The organism is Senimuribacter intestinalis (genome assembly GCF_943192965.1).
In the GTDB taxonomy this organism is placed as follows: Bacteria; Bacillota; Clostridia; order Peptostreptococcales; family Anaerovoracaceae; genus Senimuribacter; species Senimuribacter intestinalis.
The window spans coordinates 1-15,645 of record NZ_CALPCF010000006.1; the positions used below are offsets into that span (position 1 = coordinate 1).

The 15,645-nt window shown below is 39.7% G+C and carries 17 protein-coding genes; 1 reads left to right on the top strand and 16 read right to left on the bottom strand.

What is annotated here, in order from left to right; genetic code table 11:
• Positions 1–168 precede the first annotated feature (168 nt).
• The 6 genes from NFR88_RS06885 to NFR88_RS06910 all read right to left on the bottom strand — a co-directional run bounded on the left by NFR88_RS06885 (position 169) and on the right by NFR88_RS06910 (position 6,965).
• Positions 169–1,959, bottom strand: a complete 1,791-nt coding sequence (locus NFR88_RS06885) for a restriction endonuclease FokI recognition domain-containing protein (protein WP_251614459.1) — start codon at positions 1,957–1,959, stop codon at positions 169–171.
• A 4-nt stretch (positions 1,960–1,963) separates the two neighbouring features.
• A complete protein-coding gene (locus NFR88_RS06890) occupies positions 1,964–3,919 on the bottom strand; it encodes a Dam family site-specific DNA-(adenine-N6)-methyltransferase (protein ID WP_251614462.1) in 1,956 nt (651 codons plus the stop codon).
• Positions 3,920–4,004: 85 nt separating this feature from the next.
• Positions 4,005–5,012 carry a deoxyguanosinetriphosphate triphosphohydrolase gene (locus NFR88_RS06895; protein WP_160201393.1) on the bottom strand — a complete coding sequence of 336 codons (1,008 nt, stop codon included), beginning with the start codon at positions 5,010–5,012 and terminating at the stop codon, positions 4,005–4,007.
• Between the two features lie 2 nt (positions 5,013–5,014).
• Entirely contained in the window at positions 5,015–5,443 is a 429-nt protein-coding gene (gene dut, locus NFR88_RS06900) for a dUTP diphosphatase (protein WP_160201392.1), read from the bottom strand.
• 24 nt (positions 5,444–5,467) lie between these two features.
• The gene (locus NFR88_RS06905) at positions 5,468–6,718 is read right to left on the bottom strand and encodes a M16 family metallopeptidase (protein ID WP_160201391.1); all 1,251 of its coding nucleotides are present in this window, start codon (positions 6,716–6,718) and stop codon (positions 5,468–5,470) included.
• 4 nt (positions 6,719–6,722) lie between these two features.
• Complete coding sequence (locus NFR88_RS06910; RefSeq protein ID WP_160201390.1) at positions 6,723–6,965, bottom strand: hypothetical protein; 243 nt, start codon at positions 6,963–6,965, stop codon at positions 6,723–6,725.
• A 134-nt stretch (positions 6,966–7,099) separates the two neighbouring features.
• Between NFR88_RS06910 and NFR88_RS06915 the strand changes: the two genes are divergently transcribed.
• Positions 7,100–8,173: a hypothetical protein gene (locus tag NFR88_RS06915; RefSeq protein ID WP_160201389.1), complete on the top strand. Its 1,074-nt coding sequence runs from the start codon at positions 7,100–7,102 to the stop codon at positions 8,171–8,173.
• Between the two features lie 70 nt (positions 8,174–8,243).
• On the opposite strand, the gene NFR88_RS06920 is transcribed toward NFR88_RS06915, so the two are convergent.
• From NFR88_RS06920 to spoIVB, 10 genes are all read right to left on the bottom strand, one after another.
• Positions 8,244–8,777: a hypothetical protein gene (locus NFR88_RS06920; protein WP_251614465.1), complete on the bottom strand. Its 534-nt coding sequence runs from the start codon at positions 8,775–8,777 to the stop codon at positions 8,244–8,246.
• 46 nt (positions 8,778–8,823) lie between these two features.
• The gene (locus NFR88_RS06925; protein ID WP_251614468.1) at positions 8,824–9,378 is read right to left on the bottom strand and encodes a helix-turn-helix domain-containing protein; all 555 of its coding nucleotides are present in this window, start codon (positions 9,376–9,378) and stop codon (positions 8,824–8,826) included.
• Between the two features lie 403 nt (positions 9,379–9,781).
• The gene (locus NFR88_RS06930) at positions 9,782–9,970 is read right to left on the bottom strand and encodes a hypothetical protein (protein ID WP_160201386.1); all 189 of its coding nucleotides are present in this window, start codon (positions 9,968–9,970) and stop codon (positions 9,782–9,784) included.
• Positions 9,971–10,053: 83 nt separating this feature from the next.
• Positions 10,054–11,133 carry a tRNA 2-thiouridine(34) synthase MnmA gene (gene mnmA, locus NFR88_RS06935; protein WP_160201385.1) on the bottom strand — a complete coding sequence of 360 codons (1,080 nt, stop codon included), beginning with the start codon at positions 11,131–11,133 and terminating at the stop codon, positions 10,054–10,056.
• Entirely contained in the window at positions 11,111–11,557 is a 447-nt protein-coding gene (gene nifU, locus NFR88_RS06940) for a Fe-S cluster assembly scaffold protein NifU (protein ID WP_160201384.1), read from the bottom strand. Before nifU ends, mnmA begins: the two co-directional genes overlap by 23 nt.
• Before the next feature lie 4 nt (positions 11,558–11,561).
• Positions 11,562–12,731 carry a cysteine desulfurase NifS gene (gene nifS / locus NFR88_RS06945; protein ID WP_160201383.1) on the bottom strand — a complete coding sequence of 390 codons (1,170 nt, stop codon included), beginning with the start codon at positions 12,729–12,731 and terminating at the stop codon, positions 11,562–11,564.
• A gap of 74 nt (positions 12,732–12,805) precedes the next feature.
• Entirely contained in the window at positions 12,806–13,249 is a 444-nt protein-coding gene (locus NFR88_RS06950; RefSeq protein ID WP_160201382.1) for a hypothetical protein, read from the bottom strand.
• A gap of 147 nt (positions 13,250–13,396) precedes the next feature.
• Entirely contained in the window at positions 13,397–13,576 is a 180-nt protein-coding gene (locus NFR88_RS06955) for a DUF896 domain-containing protein (RefSeq protein ID WP_201759535.1), read from the bottom strand.
• Positions 13,577–13,635: 59 nt separating this feature from the next.
• Complete coding sequence (spo0A, locus tag NFR88_RS06960; RefSeq protein WP_160201381.1) at positions 13,636–14,442, bottom strand: sporulation transcription factor Spo0A; 807 nt, start codon at positions 14,440–14,442, stop codon at positions 13,636–13,638.
• 173 nt (positions 14,443–14,615) lie between these two features.
• Positions 14,616–15,644 carry a SpoIVB peptidase gene (gene spoIVB / locus NFR88_RS06965; RefSeq protein ID WP_160201380.1) on the bottom strand — a complete coding sequence of 343 codons (1,029 nt, stop codon included), beginning with the start codon at positions 15,642–15,644 and terminating at the stop codon, positions 14,616–14,618.
• Between the last annotated feature and the right edge of the window lies 1 nt (position 15,645).

The window sequence follows — 15,645 nt, forward strand, 5'->3', positions numbered from 1 at the left end:
CATAGCTTTTTACATCCTCCACTCTTGCGTACCTGACATTTACTTAGGCAAACTGGAATTCACCTTGGCAATTGACCTTTTTTTTAAAAAACTCTTGACAAATTTTTAGCAAAATATCAAAATAATTCTCAGTAAACAGTACTTTATTACTGGTTATTTAATTGCTGTCTAACTATTATCCGCCTCATCATTTGTTGTCTGAAAAAAATCGCTCGCAATATCCTCATGAGATATTATCCCCGCTTTATAATAATTAACGGTTAACAACAATTTCTTTATATCTATTGCAGCACCGCAAACTCCGGTGTTTAATTCCAAGAGATTTATTTTATCCTGATATTGCCCTTTAAAATGACCGGAAATGAACATAAAATAGAATAATCGGATGTCCTGTGAAAAATGCTCCCACCATTTGTTCGGATTTCTTTGAGTATCGCGTATGGCATTATCGCCAATATAGCGCTCCATTTCGTCTGCTTGAGTGATTGGCAAGTTATATCCATCCTTATAAGCTTTCGTATCTATAATAATTCCATAATTTTCATATAGATTATGGGTATAGCATATTCCGTCTGGTCTTCTTGAACCTCCTAGATGATCTCCCTGATAACCACATTCTTCAATCAGCAATTCCATCGTTTTCATTTCAAACAGTCTATGCTGTCTTGAATCATAGGCTAAATCAATTAATGCCAGATACTCATGAGAAAGATGTGTAAGTTTCTCACGAAGTTCTTCTTTCACATCTAACAAATCTGTTCGGGTTAAATCTTGATTCAATGGTAAAATAAAATCATTGATATTATCATTCCAAAGAAATTCATCTTCGTCTATGATAATATTTAATCCAATATTGATTAATCCTCGTACATCATCTTGAATGGTTTCAACTGCAACAGCTATATTATATAACGCTAAATAATCTTTAATTTCATATGCACAAATATAGTCTCCTTTTTCCATAATCGCCTTTAGAACGAGCGTTCTGCGAGTTCGTAATAATTCCCTGTCATTTCCCTTCGTAGCCATCATCTCATAATAAACATTTTTTGATATTCTGTGATGTCTGCTTCGCCCTACTACGCGATTCAATGCAGAACTACCCTTTGCCGAAATCATGTACGCCTGTCCAATAGTTTCACTAAATTCCTGTCCGTTAACATTTACCGAAACCTGTTTGGGAACCTGCATCACCAAACCAAGTTTTTCCAGCCATTTTGAAATCATCCTCGCATATTTATCAGAAGAGCCATCCCAGTCGGTTTTCATTTTATTTTTTTCTTTATTTGATTTTGTCATTGCAAGTGTTCTGATTAAAATAGACTGAGGAAGGCTAGTAAATCCATCTTCTCCAATAAATCCCAATTTGCTTCCAAGTTCAAATTTTGTTAAATGTGTATTTTCATCTTCCGCTAATAGCTTTAAAACACGCACAGCTGGAGGATAAGACAAAACAGCTGTAAGAAGAATTTCATTTTCCTGTTCGTTTAGTTCTTCTCCTGCTGTTCTTGCTTGAGACAGTCTTAAACCACTATCTGAAATAGCGAATGTATCTGTCTGATAATCGTACTGAATAAATCCTAACGCATGCGCCCAGCGCACAAAATTATCTGCTGGCCAATCTCCGATAAAATCTCTTTTTTGTCCTGGTATGGATGCCTGTATTATCCCATTGCAACGAGCAATGCTTCTAGGAGAGAAAGAAGTTCCAACTAAATCTGCATATTTGATGCATAATGGTTCTGAATTAAGCACCTCAATAAAACGAGATTTCCCATCTCGCTCTTCTATTAGAGATGGAATAATCTGTGTCTTCAGCTCAAAATGTTTCTCTGACATATTGTCAAAAATCGCTACTATATCACATAAACTTCTAAAATCACTTGGATCCTGTACCCAGCCAAAAGTTCTGAATTTTATATTTTGTGTAGGTATTATATGAATCATATCTTTGCGCAAGAAGTTAATAATTAATAATTAAAACTTCGTCGCTTTCTCCTCTCTTCGTATTATAGCTGGAATTTATATAGTTGTAATTTAAATGAATTACATGATATTTTTTACTCCATTCTAATAAACTTTTGTTAATTTGACCCTTATGAGATAACACATTAGAAAGAGCAAATTTAATATTTTTTTTATTCAGGTAATCTAATAAATTATACAAATCAGCCTCTTCTTCTTCTCCCCAGTCTTTAAATCCTCGATTTCCATCATTATAACTTCCCGTTGTTATTAAATAAGGTGGATCACAGTAGACAAAATCTTGCGGGCCAAGGGTTGTTAAGTCCAATTCCATAAAATCCTTACTAGAAAATATAATATCAATCTCTCTAATTCGATTCATAACTGAAATCAAATTATTCCTCATTCTTTCAGAAAACTGACTTCTATTTCTCCCAAAAGGATTATTGTATTCATGGCTATTATTGAATCTGAACTGGTAATTAAAAGAGTAACAGGTCAATGTGTACAAATCTATCGGATCCGGTGTTTTATTGTAATCCTTTCTAAATCTCAAAAAACCTTCCTCATTGGTTTTTGAAAGTGAATATTTTTGTATGTTTAAATCAATCTGTTTTAATACTTCTTCTGTGCTTCTGTTTTTAAATGTATTGAATAACTCAATAATTTTTGTATTTATATCATTACACAGAATTTTATCCGCTTCTGCATTAATCCCCACATTACCCCCGCCGGAAAACAAGTCAATGAAAAGATTGATATCTTTAGGAAACAAAGGCATAATCTGTGGCAATAGTTTGTATTTTCCACCGATATAATTCAATGGACTTTTAATAAATTTTTTGTTTTTATTGGAAGGTTTCATTCTGCTTTTGTAATTATAGGAGATTGTGTTCTCCGCAATAAGCATTGGTTTTTCTCGCTGCACTTCTTTCCTTATATAAAAAAGATATTCATACAAAATTTTTTCTTCGTTATTTATTTTACTCTTATACTTTCTGTATTGTATATTGTATTTTTTATATGTTTCTGCAATGCCATACTTTTTCATTATTTCTTCTATCTCTGAAAAGCTCATGATGCCTTCGCTGCTGTAACTCAAAACAATATGCTCAAAGTCAGCCTTTTTCATAATATCTTCAAAAGCATTCGCCACATCTTTTTTTATACAGAAGGCAGATTTTTGCTTGTCGTAATTGCGCATCCCTGTTACGCCCTTTATCTTTGGCGCATCATATCTTGAAATCGTCTCTAACAAGTGATAATTTGGCGCATACTGCCTAGAATTATAAGGTGGATCCAAGTATAAAATATCTCCGCTTATCTCTAATATCAACTCACTTGCATCTCTATTATAGCATTTATTTCTATGACCGTTATTCTCAACATCCAGTCTTATCATTTCAAAATTTTTGTATGCCCGTTTATCCCAGTTCTTCAAATATGCCCCATATGTTCCTGTAATATTCGAAACAAAAGGTACACCTTCAATAAGACTTGCTAATAAATAAAAATACTCATCCTGATTCAATAAATTTTCGTTTTTCCATGCTTCTATAGTCGAGCGAATATAGTCTATTCGTATTGCATTTTGCACTGATACATACATGCGATGAGTTTCGCCATATGGGGAATAATTCCTCGTAATAAAATAGTTTTCTTCAACCTTATTACAAGTTGATTCCTCTAAAAATTTAAAAGGATCTTGAATGCCAATCTTCTTTAATTTTTTAAAATCAGGAATATGGTTGTTCTCTATTGTTGCCTTTTGCAACACATAGGAAAAATACATAAAATCATTAGAAATCACTTCATATTTATTTTTAAAATGCTTTGCTACAGATGCTGTTCCTGAAAACAAGTCACAAAAAATTTTCTCGTTTCCTGATGTATTTTCTTTGATTACATATTCAATGCTGTCTAACAATGCTACTTTGCTTCCAATATATCTCACGTTATTCCTCCATACATCCCGAAACATCCTAGTAAGATTATACTTTATCCCACAAGCAAAAGCAACACTAAAATTTAATCAGTTATTATTTCCACCCTCTCGGCACGAACAAATCAGCGTAAAGATTTAGTGCATACCGGTCGGTCATGCCAGCCACGTAATCTTTTACTACAACGTGGATATCATCACAGTCAAGAAGCTGTGCGTGATCCTCCGGAAGTTTTTCCGGATATTGCAGAAAATAATTGTAAAGAGAACTGATAACAACCTCTACTTTTGCCAGATCTTCTTCTTTCTTAACCCGCTGGCTTCTGTAAACATTTTCAAACATAAAATTACGCAACAGGTTAAGCTGCGCACCATGTTCCTCGTCCATGGAAACCTTGTCTCTACCATCACTAAAGGACACCACGTTGGAAACCATGCAGTCAATCCTTTCTCTGTGACCCTTTCCAAACATGGCGATTGCATCCTTTGGCAAATCCTCCAAAGTGATGACTCCGCTTCGCACGGCATCGTCAATATCGTGATTTATGTAGGCAATCCTGTCACTGATCTTTACAATCTGCCCTTCTAAGGTCGCCGCTGGAAGACTTCCTGTGTGATTTAGTATGCCGTCTTTCACTTCAAAGGTCAAATTCATGCCTTTTCTGCTTGGGGTAGATTCCAGCACTTCCACCACCCGAAGGCTTTGCTCATTGTGTCTAAAACCGCCTGGATGCACATCATTGAGAACCATTTCTCCATTGTGCCCAAAAGGAGTATGCCCAAGATCATGTCCCATAGCAATTGCTTCTGTTAAGTCCTCGTTGAGACCCAGGCTTCTTGCGATAGTACGTGCAACCTGAGACACCTCTAAAGTGTGAGTCAAACGAGTTCTGTAATGGTCTCCCTCCGGCGAAAGAAACACCTGAGTCTTGTGCATTAGCCTGCGGAAAGACTTGGAATGGATAATTCTATCTCTGTCTCTCTGAAATTCCGTCCGGAATTTGCAAGGCTCTTCAAAAACATCCCGTCCTTTAGATTTGCCAGAGCGACTGGCTCCCGGTGCCAGCAATTCTTCTTTTTTCTCTAAATCTTCACGATGTAACATCTTTATACTCCTGTATGTCCAAAGCCGCCGGCACCCCTTTCAGTTTCTGAAAGTGTTTCTGCCGGAACAAGCTCCGCCTGTTCATATTTACAAATCACAACCTGGGCAATTCTAAGCCCGTCTGTTACTGTAAAGGCTTCCTGCCCCCAGTTAATCAGCGGTACCTTTATTTCGCCCCTGTAGTCGCTGTCGATGGTACCAATTCCATTGACAAGACCGATTCCATTCTTGATAGAAAGTCCGCTCCTTGCCCGAACCTGCGCTTCATATCCAAGCGGAATTTCCATATAAATTCCCGTTGGAATCAGGCTCCTTTCTCCTGGCTGCAGAGTAATGGGCTCCTTCAAATGAGCAGCGATGTCAAATCCTGCAGAGCCTGCTGTCTCATACCTCGGAAGCCTTCCGCTTTCTGAAATCATTTTTATTTTCATTTGTAGTATTCCTTTCGCCGCAAATTATCTGCCCATAAATCCTTTCAGATTTACCTCGTCTCTGGTAACTGCTGCTGCAGAATAGGTTTCAAAGTCACAAATTAAGCTTTTCACGCTCTCAATATCATCTATAGTAACCGCATTAAACCCTGCTATGACCTCTTCTCCAGTTAGAATTGGATTCCCCAAAAGCAGATTCTTACCATTTTTAAACATGTGACCTGCCACGTTTTCCTGACCAAAGATATAGGAAGCTTTCAGCTGTTCTCTGGAAGATTCCAGTTCCTCCTCTGTCACTCCATGAGCTGCAATCTCAGCAAGCTCCTCCCTGATTCCACCAATGGCTTCTTTGATTTTGTCATGGCTGACACCGGCATAAATATTAAAATAGCCATCGTTTTTGAAAGAGCCTGCCATAGAGTAAACTGAATAAGCAAGGCCTTTCTGCTCTCTGATATTCTGAAAGAGCCTGGAGCTCATGCTGCCACCCAGAATATTATTCAGGATAGAGAACGCATAGTATCTGCTGTCATTCAATGGCAATCCTTTTACGGCAAGACAAATATGGGACTGCTCGATGTCCTTGGTAATTACTTTGTACGCTGGTGTGTAGACAGAAACAGTGCTTTCTTTTTCTGGTTTAGATTCTTTCAAACCAGTCAACTTGTCATCGAAGTAAGCGCATACATCATCCGGTTCAAAATTTCCAGCTACAGAAATTACAATATGGTCTCGCGTGTATTCACTGTTAAAATAATCTTTAATGACATCTCTTGAAATATTCTCCAACGAAGCCGGGGTTCCGATAATTGAATTTCCCAGGGCGGAACCTTTAAACACCATAGAAGTGATGGTATCATGAGCCAAATCATCGGGCGCATCCTGAGTCATTTTGATTTCCTCGCAGATGACTTGACGTTCTCTATCCATTTCCGCCTTGTCAAAGAGCGAAGAAGACAGCATATCGACAATTACGTCAGCCGCCTGCTTATAATTGCTGTAAATCGCTTTTACATAATAGCAGGTTGCTTCTTTGCCTGTAAACGCATTAATCTGACCGCCGATTTTATCAATATCTGCAGCAATCTGTTTCGCTGTTCTGTTCTCAGTGCCTTTGAACATCATATGTTCGATAAAATGAGAAATACCCGCATATTTTGCTTCTTCGTCTACTGCACCTGCCTTTACCCAAATTCCAATGGCAACAGACTGCACATATGGAATCTGTTCCATCACTACTCTGACTTTAGAATTTAATTCTTTTGTAATTACCATCGTATTAACTCCTTTTCGACTGAATTAGTAATAGTACCAGTATAATAGCAATGCCAATCAAGGCAATATTTTCTACTGTTTTGCCAAAGGCCTGACCTAAAATACCGGTCACTAATATAATTAACGCAAATACCAGAAAGACGCCCAGATAAATCGCCAGATTAACTTTAAATCTGCCTGCCTCTTTTTGTTCTGTCCGCTCTTTGCTATCCCTTGGCTGTGTCTCTTTTTCCAAATTGTTATCCATTTATGTTCCTTTTCTTCCCCTTGCGCATATATTGCTATGTGCGTTTCACCATCATTTTTTTAATTGTAACACAAAACGCGACCAAATCATATACTTATCTAGAAAGATTATATAACCTACAAGGAGGTAATTTTATGAGTTGCTTTGGAACAAGAGTAACACCGGACCTCTATCAGAATTGTTGTAATGCCAATAATTTGTGTGAGTTCGACGGCGATATGAGCAGCGTTGTCACTGCTCCCATCTACGTGCAGCAGGTTTTCGACGCAGTAAAATTCAATCTGCAGGGAATGAAAACTTTTAATGAGCAGACTTTCCAGCCGTGTCTTCCACCCGGACACAGAATTAAACGTGTCATAGATATCAGGTGTAAGCGAGTTTTTATCCCAGATAATGTTGATGACCCAAGAAACCTTTCTCTGGATGTAGATACCGGCATTTCCGGCGCTACTTTCCTAAAAGACAGACAGGGCAATTTCCTGAATGTGGTTGGTGCAGATGGTACATATTCCGAGCGGATTATGTATGCGGAAAGCTCTGACTGTGATGAGCAGTGCATGGGCACTCCGGTATTCGGCACGCAATGCGTTGCTATTTCTGGTAATATTATTATCGAGCTGGATTTACTTCTTTGCGACAGCTGTAACAACGAAACCTGTTTCACTGTCTGCACTGAAGTATGCATTGCTTCACAAAACCAGCCTATGGTACTGACCAACTTCTTTGAAATTTGCATGCCATCTTCTATCGACACCGCTTTCCTGCCTCGCTTTACGGAGTTCTGCAATTCCGCCTGTGAAGCACGTCTTGCAACCAACAACTGCGGCAGAGATCTGAACGTGGACTGCAATGGACAGATTTCCGGAAATCTTATCGTTGCCATTTGTCTAACCTGTGAAAAGAAAATTGTCGTACCGGTACAGCTTTGCGTTCTTACCACCGGTTACGTCGATGCACCTCTGCAGCAAAATGCCATCTGCACAACTTTCCCAAGTCTGTTCCCTGGAACCATTTCAGGAAATAATGCAGGCAGCACGCAGCCACAGGCAGAGTCTTGTGATCCATGCTGTGATCCATGCGATTGCAAGCCGGCCTGCTGTGACCCATGCGAACCGTGTGAACCGTGCTGCGAACCATGCGAGCCGTGTCCGCCGCCATGTGACTGCAACCCTTGCGAACCGCCGAGAAGACCGCAGCCAAGACATTAATAATGACCTAAAGTACAAAACACACGCAGTTTTCAAAGCTGCGTGTGTTTTTGCAATTATGTTTTACACGTTATTCAGAAAATGTAGCTCTTACTTCAATTTGAATTTTATATGGAACTACTGCTCCAATTGATTGTGCATATTTCCCGTAGCTATTTAATCCATTAATAGTAGCCGCTCTGAACCCTTTTACATTTGTCCACTTATCACAGTCAAAGTCATAAGTGTCCTTGAATTTGATTTTTAATGTCCATACACCTTTACTATTTTTCGTACCCGACGCCACATAGCTAACCTTATTAAAAGCTAAAGTTAAATCATGCGAACTATTTAAAGCTGTACTTCCGCTAGTCGTTCGTGCTGACAGTTTTTTACCTTTCATATAAGACTTGAATTCACTAATGATTTCCTTACAAGCGCTAGAGTTTTTAACTTGAGTAGAAATTGGGTCTGTCGATGTGATTGATACATCTACAGGATTATCCTGCAAAGAGTGTTCTAGGCATGCACTCGCAGTAGTATAACCCAATAACGTTCTTGCATCTTCTGCTGCCATCGCTAGGCTAGCTCTTACTACAGCTTTTGTAATTGCTGCTTTTTGCATTTGTGTATCACTAATAATACCTTTTCATAAGACTGCTCGTTTTGAATCATAATGCAACAATTATTAAAATTAATACATAGCATTCTATCGGAAATAAAGCCAGTATTCCCCCTAATATAAAATGCCATTTCCATTTGCAATCTCTTTTTTTGCGTTGTACACCAATACAGATGATTGCGATTCCGAGAAGTGATATAAGTAATGGTAAGCAAATAAAGAAGAATGTTCCCACACCATTTTCTAAATCTAATAAAAAAAGTGTCACCAGTAAAAAAGCTGTAATTGATATACCAATTAGCATGTTTCGCATGTGAATCTCACTTTGGTAAACAGCCAAATCAATAGTATTAGAAACAACTTCGTCTAGTTTATGTGTGGAAGTTATTTTCTCCAGTTTTTCACCATACATCAGCTCGCTCAAACTTATATCCAATGCAGATGCCAAAGGTTCTAACGTTTTAATGTCAGGAAATCCTACTCCTCGTTCCCATTTAGAGACAGCTTTGTCTGTCACACAAATTTTCTTTGCAAGCATTACCTGTGTCCACCCTTTTGCTTTTCTTCTCTCTGCAATAAATTTTCCGAATCTCTTCCCATCCATTTAAACCTCCTTTCTCACATTCATGCTGTTTAATTTAAATATAGTACAATTTCTGCAAAATGCAATCGACGAATCGTAGAGTTATTGAAATCTGTTGAAATTTCATTGTTAAAGAGATTTTATCATTCTTTTCCGCATAAATCAATTACATAAAACTAAAAATGGAAGTAACCGCTACAAGCAAATTAACCTTGACTCGAAAAGTGATCCGAGCCTTCATATTAATTTAAATTAAAATAATTGTCATGATAGATATTTTGATAATAATAAATACTCTGAAATCATGCGAAAAGATAAGGCAAAAAAAGAAAAAGTGACGCAAGAATCTCTCTTTCTCTCACGTCACTTTCTGTTACTTTAGAAATTCCCACCTACTTATCTAGGGACTTCCTTTCTTTCATCGTTAAAATGTGTCTTTAATTGTGCTTGCCATGCGGCTGACGTCTGTTTTTACATCACCCATGTCTTCCACAGTGCGTCGCATGTCCCTGGAAATCTTATCCTTGTCAGACGGAGACATCCACTTGTATGCGCAAAATCCTGCAGCACCGGCAGCAGCAAGCATTGCTGCGTCTTTGACAAATTTGTTCATCTCTTCACACCCCTTTTCCTAGTTTTATAAACTTAGTATGGCATGGATGTAAAGTGAATATGTGTAGCAGATTCTGCTGTTATTTAATACGGCTCAATAAATCCGCCGCCAACGACCCGGTCGCCGTCATAAAAGACGATGGACTGCCCCGGTGTCGCAGCTCTCTGTGGCTGTTCAAAGACGGTCACGACTCTGCCGTCACACGTTTTATGTAAAACAGCGGGAGCAGGTTTTGCCGCATAGCGAATTTTAGCTGTAATGCCTTGTTTTTCCAAAAGCCTTTCAGGGATTTCCCCGCAGCCTGTTTCTGTAAAAAAGTTTTCAGCGGAGACAACTTCTGTATGAAACAAATCCGCATTGTCGCCCAAAACTACTTGATTCTTTTCTTTGTCAATTTTTGTAACAAATACCGGTTTGCCCAGGGCGATGCCAAGACCTTTTCGCTGTCCAACAGTATACCTATTGATTCCCTGATGTTCACCGAGAATCTTCCCTTCTGCATCCACAAAATGCCCTTTTGAGCAAGCAAAACCGCGCGCCTCCATAAAAGATACATAGTCTTCTTTTTCTTCGTCAATAAAGCAAATTTCCTGACTGTCAGCTGCTTGGGCATTAGGCATATCATTTTCTCTTGCCAACCTGCGAACGGTATCTTTATCCTTCATATCAGCGAGAGGCAAAATCAATCTCGACAGCACCTGCTGACCCAGCCTGTAAAGCATATAGGACTGGTCTTTTTTCTCACTGGAGCCTTTTTGAATATAGTAAATTCCTGACGTGTCGTCTTTAGTAACACCGACATAGTGACCAGTCGCAATATAGTAAGCGTTCTCCCTATCTGCAATTTCAAGAAGCTTTTTAAACTTGATTGCCGGATTGCAGACAACACAGGGATTCGGTGTTCTGCCACAGGCGTACTGACTGCAAAAATTATCTATGACTGATTTGGAGAATTCTTCAGATACATCCATAATATGAAGAGGAATTTCCATCTTTTCAGCCAGTTCTTCCGCCGCACGCTTTCCATCTGCATTATCTCCCATCACGTCAAAATAAAATCCAATCACCTCAAAGCCCTGATCCTTTAACAGCAAAGCGGCGGTCGTGCTGTCCACGCCGCCGGAAAGACCCAGTACAATTTTATTCTTCGATAATGTGGTCATGATCGTCCTCATCTGCATTCGGGTCAAAACCTTCTAAGCCCTTGTAGGTTTTACCGTTTTTCTCAGCATAGTCATAGATTGCTGACTTGATAGCATGATCCGCAAGAACAGAGCAATGTACCTTTACGGCAGGAAGACCGCCCAGTTCTTCGATAATCTGCTTATTGCTGATTTCAAGCGCCTCATCAATCGTTTTTCCGATTATCATGGAAGTTGCCATACTGGAAGAAGCGATAGCGCTGCCGCAGCCAAACGTTTTGAATTTTGCGTCTGTGATTACATCGTTTTCTACTTTGATTTGAATCTGCATCATGTCGCCGCAGACAGGACTTCCGTAAGTGCCTGTTCCATCAGGATTTTCCAGTTCCCCTACGTTTCTCGGATTCATGAAATGATCCATGACTGTATCGTTATATAAGCCCATGTGATTACCAACCTTTCTCGCTGTTTACAGGAGACAGCGCTCTCAATTTTTCTACGATTTCGTTCAATGATTCTACTGTATAATCAATGTCTTCTTTTGTTGTAAAGTCTCCTACGGTAAAACGCACCGTACCGTGCACCATTTCTACCGGAACTCCCAGCGCAGTCAGCACGTGAGACGGCTCCAGTGACTTGGAGGAACATGCTGAGCCGGTGGAAACGGAAACTCCCTTATAGTCCAGCAGAAGTAAAATGGACTCCCCTTCAATGTACTTGAAAGTAATATTGGCATTACCCGGGTGTCTATGCTCCATAGTACCGTTGACAAAGGTATCAGGAATCTCCCTGGTAATTCTGTCTATGAGATAATCACGAAGCTGGCTGCAGTGCGCAATATGTTCTTCCATATTGATTTTTGCAAGCTCAGCCGCTTTTCCAAAGCCAACAATCCCTGCCAGATTTTCGGTTCCTGCACGTCTTCCCATTTCCTGAGCTCCGCCATGCATGTAATTGGAAATGCGCAGCCCTTTGCGAATGTAAAGTGCGCCAATTCCCTTCGGCCCATAAATCTTATGCGCAGATACGCTGAGCATATCCACGCCCAAATCCTTTACGTCGATTGGCACATTAGCAAGCGCCTGCACTGCGTCGGTATGGAACAAAATCCCATGCTTCTTTGCGATTGCCGCCAGTTCTTTAATCGGCTCGATGGTTCCCACTTCGTTGTTTACCATCATAATGCTGATTAAAATGGTCTGATCGGTAATAGCAGCCTCTAAGTTCTCTGGCTTTACTGTACCGTCAGGCTCTACCTCAAGGTATGTAACCTTATAGCCGTTCTTTTCTAAAAACTCGCAGGAATGGAGCATTGCGTGGTGCTCAATTCTGGTTGTAATAATGTGATTGCCTTTTTCTTTAAACTTATCCACTGTGCCAAATACTGCCCAGTTGTCAGCTTCACTGCCGCAGCCAGTAAAATATATCTCTTTTGAATCAGCTCCGATTAATGCAGCAACCTGGCTTCTTGCCTTATCCACAGCTTCCTTAGATGTGAGCCCCATAGTATAAAGGCTGGAAGGATTTCCAAACTGCTCTGTAAAATATGGTATCATCTCTTGCAATACTTCTTCTTTTACCGGAGTTGTTGCTGAATAGTCTAAATATACTTGTCTCATAAAAGCTACTCCTTTCACTTTTTCGATTCTACTAATATATTATACCAAAAAATTTACAGATTCAAACGGTAATTTTAAATTATTTGCATTCCGGAAAGGCGAATTTTTTTCTTTTCTTTTTCCCCTGTAAACAGGTATTTGTGAGACTCCTTTCGCTTTCCCTGCTGACCGTACATGGTATAATCAATTTTCACTGTACATTTTACCATATTATACCTTGTTGTGCGAGAAGAAATTACACTCACATCATATTCTGTCACCTGCTCCATATCGGTCAGCTCATAATCTTTCATCAGAGCCGTATCTGTCTTCAGCAGATGCCCTTTCTCCACTTTCTCAAGGGCCGTCTCTGTCCTGTCGTAATCCCAACTGCCGTCATAATACTTGTTCAAAATTTCAATCCTCGACTGAATCTGGCTTTCCATGATTTTGTCATCGCTTTGCGGCTTTATAATGACTCCCGCCGTGAGAAAAATCAAAAGTAGCGCACAGATTTGAAATACGTATACCTTTTTCATAAATACCCCCTGTTGTTTAAGCTAAAGCGAACTGAAGCTTGTACTATCTATAGAGATATCTTACAACAAAAAGAGAGCAAAATTTGTAAAATCCTGCTCTCATTCTTTGTTTTTCTGTATAAAATTACGTGCCTGCTGCCTTTGCCGCTATTTTTCGTCGACAAACTCGATATTATCGAGCTGGGAACGCAGGTTAGCCTTAAAGGCTTCGATGTACTGCTTGCGCAAAAGCTGCTGTTCTTCTTTCTCTGCTTCTGTCAATCCTGCCTCGGTCTTTGATTTCCTCGCAAGCTCGTTAATTCTCTGAATCTGTGCTTCTGTAATCATAAACTGTCTCCTCCGTTCCTTTATCATAACATTTATGAAGAGGGACTGCAAGGAGTTTTCTAGCCAACTTTCCGTTCTAGTCTCAGCTTGTCTGCAATGATTGCGATGAACTCTGAATTGGTTGGCTTGCCTTTGTCATTCTTGACGGTGTAACCAAATAAGGCATCGATGGTCTCAATTCTTCCACGGTTCCACGCTACTTCGATGGCATGTCTGATAGCTCGCTCTACTCTACTAGGCGTAGTATCATTCATTTTTGCAATGGTCGGATAAAGTTCTTTCGTCACAGCACTGAGTATGTCCATATCTTCCACAACGATGGTAATCGCATCTCTGAGATACTGATAGCCCTTGATGTGCGCAGGCACACCGATTTCATGAATCAGATTAGTAATTTCAATTTCTAAGTCGTTTTCTTTTAGTATATCTTTATAAATCGTCGATTTCTTTAGATTCTGTTGTCCTGCAAAGTTGCGTTTGAGCACTGTATCCTTATTCATAACCTGTCTGATGCGCTTTGAAAGAATATCCATGTTAATAGGTTTCACCAAATAGTATTCCGCACCGAGAGAAACAGCCCTTTGAATCATGATATCCTGTCCAATGGCTGATACCATAATGACTCTCGGATATTTTTTCAGTTCCACAGTATTCAGCGTTTCCAAAACACCGATTCCATCCAGATGCGGCATAATCAAATCTAAAATCAGCACATCTACTTCTTCCTTTTGAATCTGTTCAATGGCACCAAGACCGTCATGTGCAATAAAAATTACTTCCATATCCATCTGGCGTGCGAAGTAGTCTTGCATTGCTTCACAAAATTCCTTGTTATCATCTACTAATCCTAACTTAATTTTTCCCATAATGTAATCCTTCCCGGGCATATGCCTCGTTCTTTCTTCTTTTCCACAAAAAGACCTGCGCACTGTCTCTTTGGTGAGGTTGCCCTGCCTATAAAATTTTACAACATATTTTGCGTTTGTGTGCATCAATTTTACCGCAATTTGTAGGGATTTTATCGGATATTCGACAGGTCTCATGATTTTTCGGTCTGTTCCACCATCCATTCTACGAAAATGCCGTAACCCTTCTTAGGGTTATTTACGAAAACATGGGTAACCGCACCGATTATTCGGTTATTTTGTATAATTGGACTTCCGCTCATGCCCTGGACAATTCCTCCACAGGTTTCCAATAATTTTTTATCAGTCACCTCAAATTCAAGACCTTTACTATCTGCTTTATTCTGGTTTTTCACCTTCGTAATTTCAATTTCAAACTGCTCTACCTTCGTTTCATCAATGGTTGTAAGAATGTACGCCTTACCCTCTTCGATTTCTTCCTGATACGCCATCACCATGGGATGATCCAAGTCAAAATCCTGGGGATCATCACCTTTCCCATAGATACCGAACTCAGTGTTTTTCATAATTTCTCCAAGCGGATTTTGAAAATCATAGATTACACCGCCAATTTCCCCCGGCACACCTTTTTCTCCTGCCTTAATCTGACTGACCCTAGTGTGCAAAAGACTTCCCGTTCTGGTTTCCAGCAGCATACCAGTCTCGGCTTCATAAATTCCGTGACCCAGCGCTGCAAAGCTGCCTGTCTTTGGATCATAAAAGCTAAGTGTTCCAATGCCTGCAATTTTTTCTTTAATCCAAAGTCCCAGCTTGTATTCTCTGCTTGCCTTGTCATAATAGGGAGTTACCGAGAAGTCCATAGATTTATTATTTCTAATGACCGTCAGCTGCACAGCTTTTCCGCTTCCTGATACAACTCTGTTAACATCATCAGGTCCATCCACTTTCTGCCCGTTCACTGCAACAATCATGTCACCAACCTCGGGACCTATCTTTTTCTCAACACCTACAATGAGCGCCCCTTTTACATCCATCTGAATCCCCACAGACTGTCCACCAGGAATCAGCACCCGCTCGCTAACCACGCTATGCCCCCCTGTCAGTACAGAAAGCTGCTGAGGAAAAAGGACTCCAGTACAAAGAACAACAGCTGTTATACCGATAAACAACCAGATACACTTTTTCAATTTTTCATTTAACATA